Annotated in this window: 13 protein-coding genes and 2 pseudogenes; 6 read left to right on the forward strand and 9 right to left on the reverse strand. The window is 58.8% G+C overall.

Translation table 11 applies throughout. The features are described from left to right. Positions 1–19 precede the first annotated feature (19 nt). Positions 20–598, forward strand: a complete 579-nt coding sequence (locus ACA048_RS19305) for a PilZ domain-containing protein (protein WP_497625833.1) — start codon at positions 20–22, stop codon at positions 596–598. Between the two features lie 14 nt (positions 599–612). Further along, positions 613–1,335: a glycerophosphodiester phosphodiesterase gene (locus ACA048_RS19310; RefSeq protein ID WP_497625835.1), complete on the forward strand. Its 723-nt coding sequence runs from the start codon at positions 613–615 to the stop codon at positions 1,333–1,335. 42 nt (positions 1,336–1,377) lie between these two features. Here ACA048_RS19310 and sthA read toward each other — a convergent pair whose 3' ends face one another. Together sthA and ACA048_RS19320 are read right to left on the reverse strand one after the other, a co-directional pair. Next, positions 1,378–2,772, reverse strand: a complete 1,395-nt coding sequence (gene sthA, locus ACA048_RS19315; RefSeq protein WP_007984277.1) for a Si-specific NAD(P)(+) transhydrogenase — start codon at positions 2,770–2,772, stop codon at positions 1,378–1,380. A gap of 208 nt (positions 2,773–2,980) precedes the next feature. After that, the gene (locus tag ACA048_RS19320) at positions 2,981–3,967 is read right to left on the reverse strand and encodes an FAD:protein FMN transferase (RefSeq protein ID WP_497629900.1); all 987 of its coding nucleotides are present in this window, start codon (positions 3,965–3,967) and stop codon (positions 2,981–2,983) included. A gap of 118 nt (positions 3,968–4,085) precedes the next feature. Between ACA048_RS19320 and ACA048_RS19325 the strand changes: the two are divergent. Then, a pseudogene (locus ACA048_RS19325) lies at positions 4,086–4,250 on the forward strand (citrate-proton symporter); the annotation flags it as partial. A gap of 105 nt (positions 4,251–4,355) precedes the next feature. Here the strand turns inward: ACA048_RS19325 and ACA048_RS19330 are convergent. The 5 genes from ACA048_RS19330 to ACA048_RS19350 all read right to left on the reverse strand — a co-directional run bounded on the left by ACA048_RS19330 (position 4,356) and on the right by ACA048_RS19350 (position 12,394). After that, positions 4,356–5,765, reverse strand: coding sequence for an efflux transporter outer membrane subunit (locus tag ACA048_RS19330; RefSeq protein ID WP_497625836.1), 1,410 nt, complete (start codon positions 5,763–5,765; stop codon positions 4,356–4,358). Between the two features lie 39 nt (positions 5,766–5,804). Continuing rightward, positions 5,805–7,955 (reverse strand): glycosyltransferase family 2 protein, encoded by a 2,151-nt coding sequence (locus ACA048_RS19335; RefSeq protein WP_497625837.1) that lies wholly within the window; start codon positions 7,953–7,955, stop codon positions 5,805–5,807. A 1-nt stretch (position 7,956) separates the two neighbouring features. Beyond that, on the reverse strand, positions 7,957–9,201 hold the full coding sequence (locus ACA048_RS19340; protein ID WP_497625838.1) for a hypothetical protein: 1,245 nt from the start codon (positions 9,199–9,201) through the stop codon (positions 7,957–7,959). After that, a complete protein-coding gene (locus tag ACA048_RS19345) occupies positions 9,198–10,403 on the reverse strand; it encodes an HlyD family secretion protein (protein WP_497625839.1) in 1,206 nt (401 codons plus the stop codon). Before ACA048_RS19345 ends, ACA048_RS19340 begins: the two co-directional genes overlap by 4 nt. Positions 10,404–10,930: 527 nt before the next feature. After that, positions 10,931–12,394, reverse strand: a complete 1,464-nt coding sequence (locus tag ACA048_RS19350; protein WP_223511665.1) for a glyceraldehyde-3-phosphate dehydrogenase — start codon at positions 12,392–12,394, stop codon at positions 10,931–10,933. A gap of 363 nt (positions 12,395–12,757) precedes the next feature. Between ACA048_RS19350 and mfd the strand changes: the two genes are divergently transcribed. The 3 genes from mfd to ACA048_RS19365 are packed head-to-tail and all read left to right on the forward strand — an operon-like array spanning position 12,758 to position 19,489. Continuing rightward, positions 12,758–16,207, forward strand: coding sequence for a transcription-repair coupling factor (mfd, locus tag ACA048_RS19355; protein WP_007943657.1), 3,450 nt, complete (start codon positions 12,758–12,760; stop codon positions 16,205–16,207). Between the two features lie 10 nt (positions 16,208–16,217). Then, complete coding sequence (locus ACA048_RS19360) at positions 16,218–16,784, forward strand: CsiV family protein (RefSeq protein WP_497625840.1); 567 nt, start codon at positions 16,218–16,220, stop codon at positions 16,782–16,784. Between the two features lie 11 nt (positions 16,785–16,795). Continuing rightward, positions 16,796–19,489, forward strand: a complete 2,694-nt coding sequence (locus ACA048_RS19365) for an SNF2-related protein (protein ID WP_497625841.1) — start codon at positions 16,796–16,798, stop codon at positions 19,487–19,489. 145 nt (positions 19,490–19,634) lie between these two features. Here the strand turns inward: ACA048_RS19365 and ACA048_RS19370 are convergent. Together ACA048_RS19370 and ACA048_RS19375 are read right to left on the reverse strand one after the other, a co-directional pair. Further along, a pseudogene (locus tag ACA048_RS19370) lies at positions 19,635–22,930 on the reverse strand (DEAD/DEAH box helicase). A 44-nt stretch (positions 22,931–22,974) separates the two neighbouring features. After that, positions 22,975–23,712, reverse strand: a complete 738-nt coding sequence (locus ACA048_RS19375; RefSeq protein WP_497625843.1) for an S-methyl-5'-thioinosine phosphorylase — start codon at positions 23,710–23,712, stop codon at positions 22,975–22,977. Positions 23,713–23,722: the final 10 nt, after the last annotated feature.

Below are 23,722 nucleotides of genomic sequence, written 5' to 3' on the forward strand. Positions count from 1 at the left end.
CCGCTACCATGGGTTCGCCATGTCGACATTAGATGAAGAAGATCGCCGCGAATACTACCGTATCGAGGACACGATCGCACTGGAAATTCGGACCCTGTCAGCTCCCGAGGCCGCAGGCCAGGAAGTGTTGCAGGATGCTTCTCCACTGTTCAATTTGCTCAGCGAGCTGCACCTGAGCGAATTCGAGTCGCAACACCTGTTACGCCAGATCAGTGAACGCGACCGGAACCTCGCGGCGTTCCTGAAATCCCAGAACAAACGCATCGATTTACTGAGCCAGGTGATCGCAATTACTGTGCTTGGGCAGATCGACGAGCCGCAGCCGGTGGTCATTTCCGAAGGCGGCATCGAGTTCCTGCATCCGACGCCTATTGCCGTGGGCGCGCACCTGTCGGTCAAGCTGGTGCTGATGCCGCAAGCCCTCGGCCTGTTGCTGCGAGCCCGCGTCATCCATTGCGACCGCAAGGCTGACAGTTTTGATGTCGGCACCGAGTTCGAACGCCCGACCGATGCTCAGCGGCAGTTGCTGGCCCGTTACATTTTGCAGAAGCAGGCCCAGGAACGACGACTGGCCCGTGTAAACGAATCAGGCATTTAATTTAAGGAAGAACCGTGACCCTCATCTACGGCCATCGCGGCGCCAAGGGCGAAGCACCGGAAAACACCCTGACCAGCTTTCAGGAATGCCTCAAGCACGGCGTTCGTCGTTGCGAGCTGGACCTGCACCTGTCCATGGACAACGAGTTGATGGTCATCCACGACCCGACACTCAAGCGCACCACCGACCGGCGCGGCAAGGTCGTCGAGCATACGACGGCCGAACTGGTGACTTATGACGCGCGCAACGGCGGCCCAGGCTGGATCAAACCCTGCCCGATCCCGACGCTGGAAGCATTGTTCGAGAAGTGCGACTTCGATCACTGGCAACTGGAAGTCAAAAGCGCCTCACGCACCCGAGCTGCCACTACCGTGCTGGCGATTCGTGAAATGGCTCAGCGTTTCGGCCTGCTCGACAAGGTCACGATCACCTCAAGTTCACGCGAAGTGCTCAAAGCTGCGCTGGACCTGGTGCCGGACGTGTCTCGCGGACTGGTGGCCGAATACGCCTGGCTCGACCCGCTGAAGGTCGCGCAAAGCTATGGCTGTGAAATTCTGGCGTTGAACTGGACCCTGTGTACGCCAGAACGCCTGCAGAAGGCGCAGCGTCAGGGGCTGCATGTGTCGGTGTGGACAGTCAACGAGCCCGCGCTAATGCGCAGACTCGCCGACTTCGGCGTTGACAGCCTGATTACAGACTTTCCCGGTTTGGCCAGCGCCACGCTCGAGAATTGCTGAAATCGGTCTCCCCGGCCGGCTCAGGCCACCGGCCGGAGCCGCTCAAAAAAGCCGGTTGAGGCCATCGTATGCCGCTACCCGATAGGCTTCGGCCATGGTCGGGTAGTTGAACGTCGTGTTGACGAAATACTTCAACGTATTCAGCTCGCCCGGCTGGTTCATGATCGCCTGACCGATGTGCACGATCTCCGACGCCTGATAACCGAAGCAGTGTACGCCCAGCACTTCCAGGGTTTCGCGGTGGAACAGGATCTTCAGCATGCCTTGCGGCTCGCCTGCGATTTGTGCACGCGCCATGCTCTTGAAGAACGCCTTGCCCACTTCGTACGGCACCTTGGCCTGGGTCAGCTCCTGCTCGTTCTTGCCGATCGAGCTGATCTCCGGAATGGTGTAGATGCCGGTCGGCACATCATTCACGAAGCGCCAGCTACCGTTATCCACGATGCTGCCAGCGGCGGAACGACCCTGGTCATGCGCGGCACTCGCCAGGCTCGGCCAGCCAATCACGTCACCGGCACCGTAAATATTCGGTACGCAGGTGCGGTAGGCTTCATCCACTTCGATCTGGCCACGGCTGTTGACCTTCACGCCGATGTTTTCCAGACCCAACTGATCGGTGTTACCGGTACGGCCGTTGCACCAGAGCAAGGCATCGGCCTTGATCTTCTTGCCGGACTTGAGGTGCAGGATCACACCGTTGTCCACGCCTTCGACGCGGTCGTAGTCTTCGTTGTGACGGACCGTGATGTTGTTGTTGCTGAAGTGGTAGCTCAACGCCTGGGAAATTTCCGAGTCGAGGAAGCTCAGCAACTGACCGCGGTTATCCACCAGCTCAACCAGAACACCCAGACCACTGAAGATCGAGGCGTACTCGCAACCGATCACGCCAGCGCCGTAAACGATGAGTTTGCGCGGAGTGTGGCCGAGGCTGAGGATGGTGTCGCTATCGTAGATACGCGGGTGGTGGAAATCGATGTCCGCCGGGCGATAAGGACGCGAGCCGGTGGCGATGATAATGTGCTTGGCGACCAGCTTTTCGACCACTCCGTTGGCGCAGACCACTTCGATGGTTTGCTCGTCGGCGAAACTGCCGGTGCCGAAAAATACGTCGACACGGTTACGGGCGTAGTAGCCAGTGCGCGAAGCGACTTGTTTGGAAATGACTTTCTCGGCGCTTTTCAGTACGTCCGGGAACGAGAACCAGCGCGGCTCACCAATGGCCCGGAACATCGGGTTGGTGTTGAACTGCATGATCTGCCGGACCGAGTGACGCAGTGCCTTGGACGGGATGGTACCCAAGTGAGTGCAGTTGCCGCCGACCTGACGACGGCTATCGACCATCGCCACCTTGCGCCCTGCTTTGGCGGCGTTCATTGCCGCGCCTTCTCCCGCCGGGCCGGAACCCAGCACCACCACGTCGTAGTTGTAGACAGCCATGCGTACTCCTCAGAACAGGCCGCGGCGCCATCGGCACCCTGCGGCTAAATCACGCCGATCTGTGGCGTGAAGGAACAATTTGGGGTCAATGCAGAACCCGGACACAGTCTATAGAAGCGTCAACGCCGCGCACATTAACCCTTGGTCGCGTCGTAGGCTAGTTTTGCCTGCACTACAACGCCAGTCTTCAGCGCTTGAATCGCTGCCATCACTCGGTTTTACCGCCACTGAGGCGTTCAAAAGCCTGATTGGTTCGTGTGACGAAACCTGTATCGGCACGAATCACAAAGAATGCACCGATGTCATGCGCCTGGGCATAGTCCCAACCCCGTTCAGGGCCGAGAATCAGCAGCAGCGTCGATAGTCCATCGGCCATCAGCGCTGAAGGATGAATCACCGTGACTGACGTCAGGGTGTGTAGGACAGGCGCACCGGTACGGGCATCGAAGGTGTGGGAATAACGCCGCCCGCCTTGCTCGAAATAATTGCGATAGTCGCCGGACGTGGACAGTCCAAAACCGTCGACCGCAATGATGCGCTCGGCCACTTGCCGGTCATCCCGAGGCTCTTCCAGGGCAATACGCCACGGCGAGCCGTCAAGCTTCCGGCCGGCAGCCTTGAGTTCGCCGGTGACTTCGACCAGATAGTCGTGGATGCCCGCTTGATCAAGTTTTGCGGCAATAGTGTCGACGGTATATCCGGCAGCAATGCTGTTGAAGTCAACCTCGACGGCGGCGTCCTTACACAGCTGATCACCGTCGATACGCAGATGGCCATGACCGACACGCTGCCGTACTTCGGCAAGCGCTTCGGCTGTCGGGACTTTTTCTTCACGGGCCTGCGGACCAAAGCCCCAGAGATTGAGCAACGGCTCTACCGTCAAATCGTAGGAACCTTCACTTTGTTTGGACAGCTGTTCACCGACGCGGACCAATTCGAGGATCGGCGCGGGCATTGCCAGACAGCGGTTAGCGGGTAAATCGTTGAAGCGCTCGATGTCCGAGTCGCTGCGGTAAGTCGACATTTGCTGGTCGACGTCAGCGAGGATCCTTTCGACCTGCGCGCGGACATCTGTCGGGGCAGGCAGACCCACGTGGTGCAGGTATTTGATCGAATAAGTGCTGCCCATGGTCGGGCCGCCGAAGCTTTCCATGGAATTGCCGCTGCCGCAGCCGGACAACATACCAATCAACATCGCGAGCCCCACACGCTGCCAATTCAAACCCACACTCCTTGAAAAGTCTCCTGACACAACGCCAAGGCCGGCCATTATGCGATAGAAATGTGGTCTGCCCGTAAATCGTAATTCGCTGTGCACTTATCTGATTCACGTGCCGGACAACAAGGCAGCACCGGGGATCTGGCTGAGTGGCGCAGCGGTGTTGGGGTTGGGGTTGATCGCGACGCTGGTGCTGTTCCGGGGCAACAAGCATGAGTTGCGGACTGCGCAAGCGGCAGTCGTCGGCGGCACTCGATAGATCGCCATCGCGAGCAGGCTCGCTCCCCCATTTGATCTGTGCCGTTCACAGAATCCCTGTGGGAGCGAGCCTGCTCGCGATGAGGCCCGCAAAATCACCACAACTCTAACGATCCGCCATCTTCAACGACTGACTCCACCCGCCCCCCAGCGCCTTGTACAGCGTCACCTGATTAATCTCCCGCGCCAATTCCAGCTGCGCCCATTTCTGCTGCGCATCGAACAACGAACGCTGGGCATCCATGGTGGAAAAATAGCTGTCCAGCCCCGCCTCGAAGCGCAGGCGCGATTGCCGGTAGGCTTCCTGATAATCGCCCACCAGTTTTTTCTGGAACTCGACTTGCGTGAGCATTTCCTGCCGCGCATTCAGCGCATCGGCCGCCTCGCGAAAGGCATTCTGCACCGTGGCTTCATACGCCGCTGCCCGCCCATCGAAACGCGCATGACTGGCATCTACCTGCGCCCTGCGCCCTCCACCATCGATCAACGGCAATGAACCCGCCAGAGCCACCGACCAGAACTCGGCCGGGCCACTGAGCAATCGGGAAAAATCGCCGGTCAGGCTGCCCAGCGCCGAGGTCAGGGAAAAGGTCGGGAAGTACGCGGTCCGCGCCGCGCCGATATCGGCGTTGGCGGCGCGCAACTGGGCCTCGGCGGACATGATGTCAGGCCGCCGCTCAACCAGCGCCGACGGTAACCCCGCCGGCACGTCCAGCGTCGCCAATTGCTCCCCCAACACACCCGTGGGTAACAAGCCCAGCGGCACCGGTTGGCCGACCAGCACGCGCAAAGCGTTGGTGTTCTGCGCCACTTGCATGCGATAGGTGTTGACCTGCACCGCCGCCGTGTTGGTTTGCGCATCGGCCTGGTGAACGTCGATTCGGGCACTGGAGCCGAGGTTGTAGCTCTTGCGCAACAGTTGTCCGTAGCGGTCTTGGGATTGGTAAGTGTTCTGCGCGAGATCAAGCAGATGTTGATTGGCCTTGAGGCTCAACCAGGTACTGGCGACTTCGCCGATCAGCGCCAGGCGCGCCGTTTGGTAATCCGCTTCGGAGGCCTCGAAACGCGCCCCTGCGGCATTGCGTTGACTGCGCAGGCGGCCGAACAGGTCCAACTCGTACGAGGTAAAACCACCGGTGGCCTGAAAAGTGTTGGCGATGCTGCCGGCCGTATCGCCACCGCCCGGCGTGCGCACCAATGGCGGCAGTTTGCTGCGCCCGGCGTACGTGTCGATGCCAATCGTAGGAAAAAGCCCGGACTGCGCACTGTCATAACCGGCCCGCGCTTCTTCCACGCTGGCCGCGAACTGACGCAGACTTCGGTTGTTGGCCAACGCCATTTCGATCAGTTGGCGCAGGCGGTCATCGACCACAAAACCGCGCCAGTCTTTATCGAACGCCTGCTTGCCGCTGCAACACTCACCCGCCGTATTGGCCGGCCACTGTTGATCGATCGGCGCATCGGGTTTTTCGTAGGTCGGCTCCAGCGAACAACCACCGAGCAACAGCAAAGACATGAAACATGACGTGGATAAGCAACTGTTCATAGCGCGCACCTAAAAACGCTGGCCGAGCAAAGCTCGCAAGGGAGAAAGAAGCAACGTCCACAGGCCTGAGCGACCGACACTGATGTACGGCAGTGGTTGTTTGCGCGCGCGGACACTGACCGGCCGCCAACGAGGTGGCGAGACGTAGGACGGAGCCTTGACCGGCGTGGGAGCGCGCGGCGCCAGGCGTTTTTCCCCGAGTAACGATCGCTGCAGCAAGGTGCTGAAGGCTTGGCCCGGCTCGGCTTTGCTGACGACGTTGATCGTTGCATCACTGAACAGTCGCGCAATCAGACGCCGCCGCAGCGCTTCATCGAGATCGGCAAACCGCAAGCCCAAACGGTCGTCGCCGTGATTGCGCATGACTTCCACGTCTAGCCAACCTAGCTTGTCGATCCACACTTGGCCGCACAGCCCCGGTTTGATTGAGGAGGCGAAGGCACAAGTCAAGGACATGCCACTGAGGGAAATGTCCACCAGGCGACCGGGCAGGACTTTGCCCCCGAAGCGAAACCCGGTGGGTTTGTCGAACGGAAAACGCTCCTCGCCGTGCAACCGTGGCCGGTCGACGCACGTCACCAGCGTCGCCAGGTTGTAGATCAGCGCAACCACAGTCCAGCAGAGGTTGAACAGCATGTTGCCGTCGAACGCAGCCGCCGTGCTGATGGCGATGTAAGCGCCAATCTGCGAAAACAGGGTCAAGGCAAAAAAGAACCCGAACAACTTCCAGTGGACCATCGTTTTCGTCCGGTCCAGGCCCTTGGCGGTGACTTTGAACGGCCGCCCGAACGGCCGGATCATGGCGCTGGCAATGGTGGCCGTCACGGCCAGTGAAGCAACGATCTGCGTGACCTCGGTGAAAATCGGCAAGGTGCGCCGGTCCGTCACCCACGTCCCGTAACCCCAGAACGCAATCAGCGCCGGCATGCCGAAGGCGAGGAAGTCCATCGGGTTGGCGTAGAACCCGGCGATGCCGAAGTACCAATACAGCACCGGCGACACCAGCATCATCAAAATGAACGGCTTGGAAAACCAGTGCATCAGCCCATGCAGGTAGTGCAAGCGGTCATTGAGCGTGTACCCGCCGCCGCGCAACGGCCCATCCTTGAGCAGCGCCACCTGGATCGTTCCCAGGCACCAGCGCCCGCGCTGATTGATGTACTCGGTCAAGCCTTCGGCAGACAGACCGATCGACAAACGCTCGTTCAGCCAACGGGTGACGTAGCCTTTTTGCAACAGTCGGTAGGTGGTGTAGATGTCTTCGCAGACTGAACCTGTAGGAAAACCGCCGATTTCGTTGATCAAATCGCGCCGCACCACAAAGGACGTACCGACGCAGAACGCCGCATCCCAGCCATCCTTCGCCGGTTGAAACACATCGAAGAACACCCGTTGCTCATCCACCCAGCAGGCAGACGTGCCGAGGTTGTGCTGAATCGGATCGGGGTTGTAGTAGAACTGCGGCGTCTGTACCAGGCCGACCTTCGGGTCGTCGAACAACCCCAGGGTGCGCATGAGGATGGGTTGCTGCGGCGCAAAGTCGGCATCAAGCACCAGAATGTACGGCGAATTGCTGCCGGCCGCCGACTGGCGCAAACCGTTGTTCAGATTGCCGGCCTTGGCGTGGGCATTGTCGGGACGACGCGCGTACTGCACGCCGACCTCGGCGCAGTAGTCGCGCAACCAGTCGCGGCGAGTATCGTCGAGCACCCAAATGGTGAAATTCGGGTAATCGATGGCCTGGGCGGCAATAATGGTTTTTTCGAGGATTTCCAGGCCCTCGTTATAGGTAGCGATGAACACATCCACTCCCGGCACGTTCGCGCCTTGCGCACGCAACCGTCGCTCACCGGCATCCGCGTCCTTGCTGTGGTCCGAGCGACAGAGCATGACGACGATGGAAAATAGCGTGTAACCAATCGCCAGCATTTCAAAAAACAAAAAGGCATACGCCCAGACCGTGGCAAACCCGGAATGGCCGTCGGGCAAGGTGTCGCGAATTCGCCAGGCGGCGTAGTTGACCAGCAACAACGCCGTGATGCCGCCGAACCCCGCACGCGCAGCCCATTGGTCCCGATGCGTCAGGCAGGTGAACAAAATCACCGCCGCCAGCGTCCAGAAATTGATTTGCAACAGTTGCAGCGAGTCCAGTGCCTGCATGTCAGTCAACCTCTAGCGAACCGGTAAAGGGATTGACGCCGGTGGCCGCAATCGCCGCCCACGCCGTGGCGCCCAAGTGAGGCAGGTGGTAATAGAAAAAGTCATTGGTGAGCGAGTCCGGGCCGATGGCCAATCCTGTACTGATGCGCGGTGCCGGGGTTGCAAACAGCCAACCGTTGCCGGCCTCCTGGGCGAGCAGCACGCTCCACAGGGGCTGGGCCTTGTCGCCCAAGCCACTCAATTGCGCGACGGCCGCCGCCTGGGCGGTGCCTTCGGTCCATAGGCCATCGGGGTCGCGGTTGAAGCCGTAGCCGTCACCCGACCTGTGGGCGCGATCAATGAACGCGAAGACCCGGCGCCAATCCTTCGGTGGATCGTGCAAGGCAATCAACGGCCAGATCTGCGCGTCCAGCCCGGAGCGCACCCGATCAGAGGTTTGGCCGTCCGCGCCGGTACCGATCAGGAAGCGCCCTTCCCCGGTATCCCACTGGCTCGACACAAACTGCCGGGCAATCCGTGCCTGCTTCGCCGACTCCTGATCCGGCGCCGCCGCATCGAGCGCCGACCAGGCGGCCGCCAGATCGACGTTGTGCTCGGTGGACTTCCAGTTCTGCTGGACCTGTTTGGAAAAGTATCCGTAGAAGCCACCACTGAACCCGGCCGGGGATTGACCGCCGTAGGTGTTTTTCTGCGACCACTGCAGGACTTTTCGTGCCGCCTCAAGGTAGGACGCCTCGCCGCTTTGGCGAAAAGCCTCAAGCAACGCCAACGCCGCCCACGCCTGATTACCGGTGGCGCTGCTGACTTGATAGGCATCCTGATTCCAGGCGTTGCGTTCGATGCTCCAATACCCCGGCAACTTCATCGACGGCGCCTTCACCGGCCCCGCAGCATAGGCATTGCGCAGCCGCCCGTCCTGATACTCCGGATCGTGCTGAGTGGCGAACGCCAGCGCATCGGCAATCCGCCGCGCCGATTCGGCCTTGCCACAGGCAAACAAGGCGATGCTCGCCAAGGCATTGTCGTAAGTAAACGCCACGCCTTGCAGGGCGAGGATCGGTACCGGATGCCCTTGCAGCGGTGGATAACTGGCCACCAATACCGGACCTGCCGGCTGTGACGTCACCGCCTGATCCAGCGCCGCGCAGGTCATCGCCGCCAATTGCGGCCGGGCTTGCGCCGCCAGTGCGCACGCCCCGCTACCGATCAGCATCAGCCCCACCACCCCTCGCAAAAAAAATCTCATGGTCGCGACACCTCGGCGCTGGCCCACAATCCAGGATTGCAGGTCATGGCTCGCTGGCTCTGCGTGAGGTCAGCGGCAAAGGTCCCGACCACGTATACCGAGTTTTGCTCGGCATACGGGAACGGCACGCTGTAGGTGTTGGCGCGAATGTCCGAAGCGCTGGACAACAACTGCACCACGTTGGCCTTGAGCGGCTCATTCAAGCCGCGGATCTTCACGGTGAGCACGCTGTCGCGGTCAATCTTGCTCGCCATGCGTTCGGGGAACACCGCAATCACATAGCTTTGCGCGCAATCGGTGGCACGCAGCAAAGTCGAGCCGGCCTGCACCAGCGTGCCCTGAGGCGCCAGCAACTCCTGAACGGTACCGGGCGAAAATGCCACGACGTCGTAGCCGGCCATCAAGTTGACCCGGCTCTGCTCGGTGTCAATCAGTTGGTTGAGGTTGTCGAGCTCCTGTTGATAAGTCGCCCGGTTGCGCGCCTGGTTCTCCAGACTGAGTTTCAGTGTGGTCATCTGCGCGCTGAGGTCGAACATGCGCAATTGATCAGGGTCGAGGTACACCTGTTTGTTCGCTGCACTGACGTCGCCATCAGTGATCCGCAACTGCGAGCGCACGGACTCGGCGGCGCCTTGCAACGAAGCCAACTGCGCTTTCGACGAAGCAACCACCGCACCACTCACCGCGCCCTGGACGAACAACTCCAGATTGCGCTCGACCGTTTCCTGGGCATCCATCAAGCGTGCGCTGGCGGCGCTGTTTTCGGCTTTCAGGGCTTTTTGGGTGAAGAGCTGACGGGTATGAAACGCCGCCTGGTATTGCTCACTGGTTTTCTCCAGTTCCTCGTAATAGCGCTGATCGTGTTCAGCCTGGCTGGCCGAGGACGACAGCTGTTGCTCCAGGGTCAGGCGTCGGGTTTGCAGGGTGAGTAAGGTTTCCTGATTCGCTCGCGGGTTTTCCACCACCGCGATTTTCTCCCCTTGGGTGAACGTCGCGCCGGGTTTGACCGCCAACGAACTCACCACACCATCGATCGGTGTGGTCAGCAAAATCACTGGCGCATTCAAAATCGCCCGTGTGGCAGAGGCCGATACCAGTGGCATAAGCAGGGTCGACAGCAACAACCAGACGATGAATCCAAGGACCCCCAAACCCACCAGGCGTGGCAACAATGACAATAACTTCGAGCGTTCTTCTGCCATGTTTGGCTCTCCCTATAAACCAACCGCAAATAAGTCAGGCAAGCGCTGGCCGTGACCACGAAACACTTTTGGCAGGGTGAGCAAAACAAATTGATTCTACGGCCGACAACTAAGCCGACAGCGTTTATTGGGCTTTTATAGTGATGTGAGCAGGAATGGGATTCCTGTCTTTTTGGAGAGTTGCTATGTAACGCAGTAATGACAAGACTACAAAGCCCGATGCAGAGCGGGCGTTGTCATTGGCGACACTAGATTCAGCGCCGAAGAGTGTCAAGCATTCGGCTCAAACAATTAAATGACGTCAAATATGTACCGCACGACAAATTGGATCCAGATCAACTACCGAGCATCCTTCAGCAGACAACTTGTTATTTTATTGGAGTTTTTTATTTTTAATAATTAAATGAACTTTGTATCTATTTTTAGATAATTATTAATTTTCGACAAGACAGATTAAAAAGATATAAGTAACCCGCAAACAAAAACGCCCCGACCAAAGTCGGGGCGTTTTCATGTGTAGCTAACGCTTAGCGCGGGAATGCTGGCGGGTTTACACCGGCCATGTCTTCCATCACGCGTACAACCTGGCAGCTGTAACCGAATTCGTTGTCGTACCAAACGTACAGAACAACGCGGTTGTCTTGGCTGATGGTCGCTTCAGCGTCCACAACGCCTGCGTGGCGCGAGCCAACGAAGTCGGTGGAAACCACTTCCTGCGAGTTGACGTAATCGATTTGCTTATGCAGATCGGAGTGCAACGCCATGTAGCGCAGGTACTCGTTCATCTCTTCGCGGGTAGCGGCTTTCTCAAGGTTCAGGTTGAGAATGGCCATCGACACGTTTGGCGTCGGAACGCGGATCGCGTTACCGGTCAACTTGCCGGCCAGCTCAGGCAGTGCCTTGGCAGCAGCAGTGGCAGCACCGGTTTCGGTGATTACCATGTTCAGCGCGGCGCTACGGCCACGGCGATCGCCTTTGTGGAAGTTGTCGATCAGGTTCTGGTCGTTGGTGTACGAGTGAACGGTTTCAACGTGACCATTAATGATGCCGAACTTGTCGTTCACAGCTTTCAGCACCGGCACGATGGCGTTGGTGGTGCAGGAAGCGGCAGAAACGATCTTGTCGTCAGCGGTGATTTCACCGTGGTTGATGCCGTGAACGATGTTCTTCAGCTTGCCTTTACCCGGCGCGGTCAGAACAACGCGGTCGATACCCGGGCAAGCCAGGTGTTGGCCCAGGCCATCGGCGTCACGCCATACACCAGTGTTGTCCACCAGCAGTGCGTCTTTGATGCCGTACTGGGTGTAATCCACCTCAGTCGGGTTTTTCGCGTAGATAACCTGGATCAGGTTGCCGTTGGCGGTGATGGTGCTGTTGGCTTCATCAATGGTGATGGTGCCATCGAACGGACCATGAACCGAGTCACGACGCAGCAGGCTTGCACGCTTGACCAGATCGTTCTCGGCGCCCTTGCGGACAACGATGGCGCGCAGACGCAGGCCGTCGCCACCACCGGTTTTCTCGATCAGGATGCGCGCCAGCAGACGGCCGATACGACCGAAGCCGTACAGGACAACGTCGGTGCCTTTGCGAGCGGCAACGTTCTGCTGACCAACCACGTCAGCCAGTTCTTCACGGACGAACTGCTCGGCAGTACGACCTTTGCCTTCGGCCTTGAACTTGACCGCAAGCTTGCCCAGGTCTACCGAAGCGGCGCCGAGCTTGAGCTCGCTCATCGCTTTGAGCAGCGGGAATGTTTCGTGGACGGACAATTCACTGTCATCGGACTGACGATGACGAGCAAAGCGGTGAGCTTTGAGAATCGCAATGACTGAACGGTTGATCAGGCTGCGGCCATAGATCGAGCTCACCACGTTGTTATTGCGGTAGAGCTGACCGATAAGCGGAATCATCGCTTCTGCGAGTGCTTCACGGTCGATCCATTCACCAAGACACTGGTCGGGCTTCTGAGTCACGGGAACCTTCCACATGTAGGGGCAGAAAAAAGGGGCTACATTATGCCGCCGACTCCCTCCCGTAGCAATGCGCGCTTGTCGTGCGATCCGTAACAATTTTCTGTTCAAAAAAATTACGCCCCGCTAAAGCCCAATAAAACCGGGGCTTGCAGCGCAGTCAATTTTTTGGAGACAACGCTACCTTGTCCGAAACCCTCCGTAACACCGGTTGGTTTTACCACTACATATCCAGCCATTTTCAGTAAAAAACCGGCGGATCTTGTCTTTACCACTACATTTCGTCAAACCTGCGTAATAGACACAGTCTGCAACTGACAGGCGGCACCCGGGACCGCTACAATTACCGACTTTGTCGCAACGCTTGGAGCTCAACCTTCCGTGCCCGTTCTGCGTCTACCGCTTCTCCCTGCCGCGGCAGGTAAACAGCACTGGGGCAACCTGCCCGGTGCCGCCCTCAGCCTGGCCATCGCCGAGGCTGCCAGCGCTGCCAAGCGCTTTACCCTGCTGCTGACCGCCGACAGCCAAAGTGCCGAACGGCTGGAACAGGAGCTGAGTTTCTTCGCCCCGGATTTGCCCGTGTTGCACTTCCCGGACTGGGAAACCCTGCCCTACGATTTGTTTTCGCCGCACCAGGACATTATTTCCCAGCGCATCGCCGCCCTTTACAGGCTGCCGGAACTGAGCCATGGCGTGCTGGTGGTGCCGATCACCACGGCCCTGCATCGCCTGGCGCCGACCAAGTTCCTGCTGGGCAGCAGCCTGGTGCTAGACGTTGGCCAGAAGCTCGATGTCGAACAAATGCGCACCCGGCTCGAAGCCAGCGGCTATCGCTACGTCGACACGGTGTACGAGCATGGCGAGTTCACTGTGCGCGGTTCGCTGATCGATCTGTTCCCGATGGGCAGCAAACTGCCCTTCCGCATCGACCTGTTCGATGACGAAATCGAGACGCTGCGGACATTCGATCCGGAAAACCAGCGCTCTATCGATAAAGTCGACACCGTCCGCTTGCTGCCAGCGCGTGAATTCCCACTGCAAAAAGACGCGGTCACCCGCTTCAAGGCACGCTTTCGCGAGCGCTTCGACGTCGACTTCCGCCGCTGCCCGATCTTTCAGGATCTGAGCAGCGGGATTACACCGGCCGGCATCGAGTACTACCTGCCGCTGTTCTTCGACGAAACCTCCACGCTGTTCGATTACCTGCCGCAGGACACGCAAGTGTTTTCCCTGCCGGGCATCGAGCAGGCGGCGGAGAATTTCTGGAACGACGTGCGCAATCGTTATGAAGAACGCCGTGTCGACCCGTCCCGTCCTTTATTACCGCCTGCCGAGTTGTTCCTGCCGGTGGAGGATTGCTTTGCCCGCCTGAAAAGCTGGCCGCGTGTGGTTGCCAGCCAACAGGACGTGGAAACCGGTGTCGGCCGCGAACGTTTCCCGGCGCGGGAACTGCCGAACCTGGCCATCGAAGCCAAGGCCACTCAGCCACTGGCAGCGCTGGCCGGCTTCCTCGACGAATTCCCCGGACGTGTGCTATTCACCGCCGAGTCAGCGGGTCGTCGCGAAGTGCTGCTGGAATTGCTCGAACGCCTGAAGCTGCGGCCGAAAACCGTCGACAGCTGGCCAGACTTCGTCGCGAGCAAGGAGCGTCTGGCAATCACCATCGCCCCGCTCGATGAAGGCCTGGTACTCGATAATCCGGCCTTGGCGCTGGTGGCCGAAAGCCCGTTGTTTGGTCAACGCGTGATGCAGCGTCGTCGCCGCGAAAAACGCGCCGACGCCAACAATGATGCAGTCATCAAGAACCTCACCGAACTGCGCGAAGGCGCGCCGGTGGTGCACATCGATCACGGCGTCGGTCGCTACCTCGGGCTGGCGACACTGGAAATCGACGATCAGGCCGCCGAATTCCTCACGCTGCAATACGCCGAAGGCGCCAAGCTGTACGTGCCGGTGGCCAACCTGCACCTGATCGCGCGTTACACCGGCAGCGACGATGCCTTGGCCCCGCTGCACCGCCTCGGTTCCGAAACCTGGCAAAAAGCCAAACGCAAAGCCGCCGAACAGGTGCGCGACGTCGCCGCAGAATTGCTCGACATTTATGCCCGTCGCGCCGCCCGCGAAGGCTATGCCTTCGAAGATCCGAAAGCTGACTACGCGACGTTCAGCGCCGGTTTCCCGTTCGAAGAAACCCCGGACCAGCAAACCACCATCGATGCGGTACGCGCCGACATGCTCGCGCCGAAGCCTATGGACCGGCTGGTTTGCGGCGACGTCGGTTTCGGCAAGACCGAAGTAGCGATGCGCGCAGCTTTCATTGCGGTGCATGGCGGTCGTCAGGTGGCGATTCTGGTGCCGACCACCCTGCTCGCCCAACAGCATTACAACAGCTTCCGCGACCGTTTCGCCGACTGGCCGGTGACTGTGGAAGTGATGAGCCGCTTCAAGTCGACCAAGGAAGTGAACGCCGCCGTCGCGGACCTCGCCGAAGGCAAGATCGACATCGTGATCGGTACGCATAAGCTGCTGCAAGACGACGTGAAGATAAAAAACCTCGGGCTGGTGATCATCGACGAAGAGCACCGTTTTGGTGTACGTCAGAAGGAACAACTCAAGGCGCTGCGCAGTGAAGTCGACATTCTCACCCTGACTGCCACGCCAATTCCGCGCACGCTGAACATGGCGGTGTCGGGCATGCGTGACCTATCGATTATCGCCACCCCGCCGGCCCGTCGCCTGTCGGTGCGGACCTTCGTCATGGAGCAGAACAAGAGCACGGTCAAAGAGGCCCTGCTGCGTGAGTTGCTGCGTGGCGGCCAGGTTTACTACCTGCACAACGACGTGAAAACCATCGAGAAATGCGCCGCCGACCTCGCCGAACTGGTGCCGGAAGCGCGGATCGGCATCGGCCACGGGCAGATGCGCGAGCGTGAGCTCGAACAGGTGATGAGCGACTTCTACCACAAGCGCTTTAACGTGTTGATCGCCTCGACCATCATCGAGACCGGCATCGACGTGCCGAGCGCCAACACCATCATCATCGAGCGTGCCGACAAGTTCGGCCTGGCGCAGTTGCACCAGTTGCGCGGTCGTGTCGGTCGCAGTCACCACCAGGCTTATGCGTACCTGCTGACACCGCCGCGCCAGCAAATCACCCCGGATGCGGAAAAGCGTCTGGAAGCGATCGCCAACACCCAGGACCTCGGCGCAGGCTTCGTGCTGGCGACCAACGACCTGGAAATCCGTGGCGCTGGCGAGCTGTTGGGCGATGGTCAGAGCGGGCAGATCCAGGCGGTTGGCTTTACGCTGTACATGGAAATGCTCGAGCGCGCGGTGAAGTCGATCCGCAAGGGCGAGCAGCCGAACCTTGATCAGCCGCTGGGCGGTGGTCCGGAAGTCAACCTGCGCGTACCGGCGTTGATTCCCGAAGACTATTTGCCAGACGTTCACGCTCGATTGATTCTCTACAAACGCATCGCGTCGGCCACCGATGAAGACGGCCTCAAAGATCTGCAAGTAGAAATGATCGACCGTTTCGGCCTGCTACCAGAGCCGACCAAGAACCTGATCCGCATCACGGCGCTGAAGTTGCAGGCTGAATTGCTGGGCATCAAGAAAGTCGACGGCGGCCCGCAAGGTGGCCGCATCGAGTTTGCGGCACAGACGCCGGTCGACCCGCTGACACTGATCAAACTGATTCAGGGCCAGCCCAAACGCTATAAATTCGAAGGCGCCACGATGTTTAAATTCATGGTGCCGATGGAGCGTTCGGAAGAACGCTTTAATACTGTAGAGGCGCTGCTTGAGCTCCTTATCCCGAAAACTGCTTGAAGGACGCCGCATGCGCCTGTTTCGCTCATTGCCCCTGCTTATAACGCTGCTCGCACCCACGGCGTTTGCCGATGATCTGTATCAGATTGAAATGATTCTGGTCCGGCAAAACGCCGTGCCCGCCATCGTCAGTCGCGCGGCACCGGAAGACTGGGCCGCCGGCGCCCAACCCATCAGCAAGGACAGCCTGCGCACGCCAAGCCTGAATGGCGAGGTGGAAAAATTGACCGCCAGCAATGAATACACCGTATTGCTGCACAAGGCCTGGCAACAGAACCTGGGCGAAGAAACCAGCAAAGTCGCGATCAGCGATGGCACGGAACAGTTCGGCCAGTTCCCGATCGAGGGTACTTTGAACCTGAAACTGGGGCGTTTCACCGACGTCGACGCCGATTTCTGGGTCAACCAGATCGACGCCAACGGCATGGTCACCGCCAGCGAGCGCCTCAAGCAAGAAAGCCACACCAAGAACGGCCAGCTGAACTTCCTCGACAACGGCCATCTCGGCCTGTTGATCAAGATCACCTCGCTCACCGCCCCTGCGCCTCGGCCAGTCCCCGATGAAATTCCGGACTGATTGAAGTCCCTATGCCCCCGACCCTGAGCAAACCCCTGGCACCTTCATGGGTCAGCCGATTCAAGGAACAAAGCCTGGAGCGTGGCCGCCGCTACGCGCTGGAGAATCGCGTCAGGATCGTCGAGGTCGGTGACGCTACGATCACCGCTGCGTGCGAAGGCTCGGGCGGTAATGTTTACCGTCAGACCATTCGCCTGCGTGAGTCGGCCAAAGCCACCTTGCTGATGGTCGACGCGACCTGCACCTGCCCGGTTCACAGCAACTGCAAACATTGCGCGGCGGTGTTGCTGAAGGTGCAAGACACGCTGGCCTACCCCGCGGCTGCGCAAGATGCCGATCTTCTGGAAAAACTTCAGGCCGTACTGGAAAACCGCGGTCCGAAAGCACCGCCGCAAGTGCTTGTGGATAACGTTCAACCGGTGCCGCGCCTGTGGTTGGCGAGCATCGAGTTCAGCGCCTTTGAACCGCGCAACGGCAAGATGCAGCGCTACATTCAGCATCGTGCGGCACTGTCTTTCAGCTATCTGGATGAATACGTTTCTGGACAAAAGAACGCCGACATTCTGATCCGCCAGGAAACCCAGACCCTGCGGATAAAACGTCACCCGGATATCGAACAGACCTACAGGGAACAGTTACGAATCCTCGGCTTCAAGATTGCCACCCGACAAAGCAAAGCCTTGCCGGAAAGCGCCGGCGAACTTTACGAGATGGTCAACGACAGTGCGTGGCTGACGTTCACCCTTAATGAATTGCCGAAGTTGCGCACCCAGGGCTGGGAGTTGCAGATCGACGAAGAATTCGGTTTCGACCTGACCGCCGTGGACGATTGGTACGCCACTGTCGAGCAGGTTCCGGAGCGCGACTGGTTTGATCTGGAACTGGGGATCATCGTCAACGGCGAGCGCCTGAGTTTGCTGCCGATCCTGTTGAACCTGATGCGCTCGCACACTGAAATTCTCAATCCGGAACGCCTCGCCCGACGTCGCGACGACGAGTTGATTCTGGTGAACATCCCCAATCGCCCGAACTCCGAGTACGGCCCGCTGCAAGTCGCCCTGCCCTTCGGCCGCTTAAAGCCCGTGCTAGCAACGCTCGGCGAGTTCTATCTGCAGGCGCCCGGCGAAACCACGTTGCGCCTGAGCAAGGCCGACGCCACGCGCCTGAATCCGCTGGAAGACTTGCCGCTGCTCTGGGAAGGTGGCGAACAGATCCGCACTTTTGCCCAGCGCTTGCGCGACATCAAGGACTACACCGCAACCGCACCCGAAGGCCTGAACGCAATCCTGCGCCCCTATCAGCTCGAGGGCTTGAGCTGGATGCAGTCGTTGCGGCAACTGGAGGTCGGCGGGATTCTCGCGGACGACATGGGCCTGGGTAAAACCCTACAAACCCTGGCGCATGTTCTCACTGAGAAAGCGGCTGGACGCCTCGATCGGCCGTGCATGGTGGTGATGCCCACCAGCCTGATTCCGAACTGGCTCGACGAAGCAGCGCACTTCACGCCGCAACTCAAAGTGCTGGCGCTGTACGGCGCCAGTCGCAAAAAACACTTCGATAATCTGGCCGACTACGACTTGATCCTGACCACCTATGCGCTGCTGCCCAAGGATGTCGAACGCCTAGCCGCGCAGCCTTTGCATGTGCTGGTGCTGGATGAAGCGCAATACATCAAAAACCCCAACAGCAAGGCGGCACAGGCGGCGCGCGAACTGAATGCGCGCCAGCGCCTATGCCTGAGTGGTACGCCGCTGGAAAACCACCTGGGTGAGTTGTGGTCATTGTTTCACTTCCTGCTGCCGGGCTGGCTTGGCGATGTGAAAAGCTTCAACCGCGATTACCGTGTGCCGATTGAAAAGCGCGCCAGCGAAGTCAGACTTCAACACCTCAACGGTCGGATCAAACCGTTTCTGCTGCGCAGGACCAAGGAACAGGTCGCGACGGAATTGCCGCCGAAGACTGAAATCATTCACTGGGTCGAACTCAACGAAGCGCAGCGCGACGTGTACGAAACCATGCGCCTGGCGATGGACAAGAAAGTCCGCGACGAGATCACCCGCAAAGGCGTGGCGCGCAGCCAGATCATCATTCTTGAGGCGCTATTGAAACTGCGTCAGGTGTGCTGTGATTTGCGCTTGGTCAACGATGCCGTCCTGCCGACTCGCGGCAGCACCTCGGGCAAGCTCGACAGCTTGATGGAAATGCTTGATGAGTTGTTCGAGGAGGGTCGGCGGATTCTGTTGTTCTCGCAATTCACGTCGATGTTGGCGTTAATCGAGGTTGAACTGAAGAAACGTGGCGTTGAGTACGCACTGCTGACCGGACAGACCCGCGATCGACGCGCACCGGTGAAAGACTTTCAGAGCGGCAAGCGTCAGATTTTTCTCATCAGTTTGAAGGCCGGCGGTGTTGGATTGAACCTGACCGAAGCGGATACGGTGATTCATTACGATCCGTGGTGGAACCCGGCGACGGAGAATCAGGCAACTGACCGGGCATACCGTATCGGGCAGGAGAAGCCGGTATTCGTCTACAAGATGATTGCCCGGGGCACGGTCGAAGAGAAGATTCAGCATCTTCAAAAAGAAAAATCCGACCTGGCCGCCGGTGTTCTGGATGGACGCAAGACCGGGGACTGGAAGTTGCAGAGTGATGATATTGAAGCGCTGTTTGCGCCGTTGCCGGATAAGCTGGAAAAAGGCTGAGGCTTTTGTTGCCAGATACATTGCCATCGCGAGCAGGCTCGCTCCCACATTTGGATCTGTGTTTGCCCACCCTGATGGGAACGCCATAGACCTACTGTGGGAGCGAGCCTGCTCGCGAAAGGGCCATCACTGAAGAAACCCACTGTCAGGACTTGGAGTTGGGCAGCGGCGCAAACAGCGCCTCAATTTCAGTCTGCTCAAGCTTCCATCCTCCGGTCGTCCCACCTTCAAGCACAGCACCCGCCAGAGCGGCCTTCTCCTGCTGCAAAGCCTGAATTTTCTCCTCCACTGTGCCCCGAGCAATAAGCTTGTAAACAAACACCGGTTTGTTTTGCCCAATCCTGTAGGCACGATCGGTCGCCTGATTCTCCACCGCAGGGTTCCACCATGGATCGAAATGGATCACCGTGTCCGCCGCTGTCAGATTCAGACCTGTACCGCCGGCTTTCAGACTGATCAGAAACAGCGGTACTTTACCGCTCTGGAAGTCTTTGACCGGCGTGCGCCGATCCGTCGTATCACCGGTCAACAACGAGTAACCGAGACCACGCGGCGCAACTCCTCCTCAATCAATGCGAGCATCGAAGTAAACTGCGAAAACAGTAAAATCTTGCGGCCTTCACTGAGCAACTCTTCCAGCATCTCCATCAAGCTGACCAGTTTCCCACTGCCAGAACGGAGGACCTTTGCCGTGAGCGGCGTTTTGATCAGGCGCAGATCGCAGCACACCTGACGCAGCTTGAGTAACGCGTCAAGGATGATGATTTGACTACGTCCAACGCCATTGAGGGCTATTTCGTCACGCACCTTCTTGTCCATCGCGACGCGAACGGTTTCATACACATCCCGCTGCCCATCGCTGAGATCAACCCAATGCACAATCTCGGTTTTTGGCGGTAATTCGGTTGCTACCTGGTCTTTCTTGCGACGAAGCAGAAAGGGTTTTATCCGAGCCGTCAGATGTTGCATCCGCTCACTATTTGCGTGTTTCTCGATCGGCGTGCGGTAGTCGCGATTGAAGGTTTTGCTGTCGCCAAGCCAACCTGGCAGTAAAAAGTGAAACTGGGACCACAGTTCGCCGAGGTGGTTTTCCAGCGGCGTGCCAGATAAACACAGTCGCTGACGGGCCTGTAGGTCGCGGGCTGCCTGAGCAGCTTTACTGACCGGGTTCTTGATGTTCTGCGCCTCATCGAGAATCAGCACACTCCAGACTTGTTGATGCAAAACTTCTAGATCCCTAGGCAGCAGCGCGTAGGTGGTCAACACCAAATCGTATTCAGCAAGACTGGCGAAATCTTTTTGCCGGGCGGAGCCATGCAGCGCCAGAACCTTCAATTGCGGGGTAAAGCGCGCCGCTTCGTCGAGCCAGTTCGGAATCAGGCTGGTTGGCATTACGGCCAGCGCCGGAAGATCAAGTCGCCCGGCCTGCTTTTCCGTCAGCAAATGCGCCAGGGTTTGCAGGGTTTTCCCCAGCCCCATGTCGTCGCCCAGGATGCCGCCGACCTCTAACTCGCGAAGGGTTTGCATCCAGTTCAGGCCTTCGAGCTGATACGGTCGCAGTGTCGCCTTGAGACCCACAGGCGCCGGGACTTGAACATGGGTCGACTCGCGCAATCGTTGCGCAAAACTGCGCAGTCGCTCGCCGCCCTGCCAGACCAGCGGAACGCCTTCCAGCAAACTCAGGCGCGCGGCATCCGGAGCACTCAAGCGCAACGAATCGCCCTGATGCGATCCCAGATACAACTCGCCCAGGGTGGCCATCAGCGGCTTGATCCGGCCATAGGGCAGCGCGACTTTGCTTCGGAGCTTGCCACCTGAATTTCCGACGCCAAGTTCGATCAGCAGTTGTTCATCATCGTTACGTTGAGCCAGGCTTTCGGGGTCCATCAACTGTGGCTGGCTACGCAGCAAATGCAGCAGTATCGGCAGCAGGCTGTGACGCTCGCCATTGACGACGATCCCCAATTGCAGATCGAACCACTGGTGCCCCGACTCTTCCTCGACCTCGGCATACCACTCTTCCACTGGCTGCAAGTTGAAGTGAAAGTTATCGCTGATATCGATCAGCCAGTTTTTCGCCCGCAGTGCCGGGACCCCGTCCTGCGCAAAGGCAAGCCAGGCGGTATCATCCGGCAGGGTGAACATTTCGCCTGGACGGTCCAGGCTGCTTTTACGCGTAGCCTTTCTAAAACCGTGTTTTTGCAGGGCCTGGCGCAAGGCTTTTTCGGCGGCGGGGTTGCGCTGGATACGCTGGGTTTCCGTCCCGGAAAGGATCAACACTTCCGGGTTCCGGTCCGACGTCTGATGGCCGTTGTAGGTAAACACCAATGCCGCACGGTGCTCTGGCTCGTGCTGCCAGCGGATGTAGCGCTTGCCGCTGGCGAGGGTCAGGTGAGCCTCAGGAAAAATGCCGTCGATGATCCGCTCTGTCAGCGCATGGGGTGCCGGAGCTACCCGCGTCGCGGCGCTCATCCGAAGGCTGAACTGCATCGCCTGCCGCGCCGGAATATCGGGAGCCAAGGACAAGTGGCAAGCCAGCTTTTCGTCGAGTTCACTGAACAGTGGTCCAATTTGCAGACGCTCGCGGTCCAGGTAGTACAAGGGTTCCAGGGCCAGGATCGTTTCCACCGAGGCTTCGTCGCTACCCCATTGCGGGCGAAAACTGCCGTTGGCCTGTTCGGCCCAGATAAATTGGCCGGTTCTTCTCATTCCTGGCGTTAAAGGTTGTGGCTGTTCGAGATCGAGGAATAGGCGCGAAGTTCGCAACAGCATTTCAATAAGTTCAGCGCCACTGCTGCCTTCCAGGGGATAGCCGGCGTAATAGGCATGATGGGAGTGAACAGCGACCAACAGCCTGGCGATGCGCAGATCCAGTTCAGTCAAGTAACCGGGTTGCCGAATAAGCGTATCCGACAGCGAGTACACCGATTTGATGTCTTGCAGGTGGCTGTCCTTGAGCTGACGGGCCTTGAAAATTTCCAGCGTCCATTTCCTGGCAGTGGGCGTTGCCCGAAGTTTGTAAAACAGGCGCGTACTCGTTACCTGCGCCGGCTTATCGGAGGCATTGCTTGCAGAAGGAATTCCGTCAAGCCAGCGCTCCAGTTCACGGTTCAGGTGAACAGGGTCAGAACTGTCAGGCGCCACGACCGGTAGGTCCTGCAAGTGATAAATAACGGTTGCGCAATGTTTGCAATCAATCACTACGGGGCATGAGCAAGAGCAGTCCAGCTCAAAATCGCCATTGGCATCTTCAATCAGTTCGATGTGCTGTTCGTAGACGTTGCCTTCAGAGCCCCTGCAGGTCGCCCGAACCAACACATCATCAAGCTCGAGGATTTTCACCCGATGCTCATGGGCGTATCTACGCGCTTTGTCGAGGGCACGATGACTGAACTCATCCGCCCATGGCAGCTGTTGAAGTTTCTCGATGATTGCCGACATACACTCGATGCTTATTAAAATGAATCAATGATGGTCTTGTACACTTAGCCTTTTAGCATTCGCGCCAACGTCGACTTAACCTTCCCCATCCCATCATGCAGCGCCTGCTCGATCTCGGCCATGGTAATCACTGCTGTGGACTTGCCCGCCGCCGGGTTCACCACTAGCGCCAGACACGCATAATCCAGTCCCAGTTCACGCGCCAGTGCCGCTTCCGGCATGCCGGTCATGCCCACGATGTCGCAGCCGTCACGCTCAAGACGCGCGATTTCAGCGACGGTTTCCAGCCGAGGGCCCTGGGTGCAGGCGTACACGCCATGACTGCTGTAACCCACGCCTTCAGCGGCCAGCGCCGCGATCAGCTGCTGACGCAGCGGCTCGCTGTAGGGATAGCTGAAATCGATGTGGGTGACGTGTTCCAGATCTTCGGCGAAATAGGTGTGTTCGCGACCGCTGGTGTAATCGATCAGTTGATGTGGCACGCAGAAATGCCCGGTGCCCATCGCCGTATGAATCCCGCCAACGGCGTTGACGGCCAGAATCGCTTTCGCGCCGGCCTGCTTCAATGCCCAGAGGTTGGCGCGATAGTTCACCTGATGCGGCGGGAAACGGTGCGGATGACCATGACGCGCGAGGAACAGCACTTCCTTGCCAGCGTATTCACCGATCTGCACTACAGCCGAGGGTGCACCGTAAGGCGTGTCCACAACCAGTGACTGGCGAATGCTCAGGCCTTCGAGTTGAGTCAGGCCGGTGCCACCGATAATCGCGTAAACCGTCATGACTCCAAAG

The sequence above is a fragment of the Pseudomonas sp. LBUM1659 genome, from assembly GCF_059716045.1.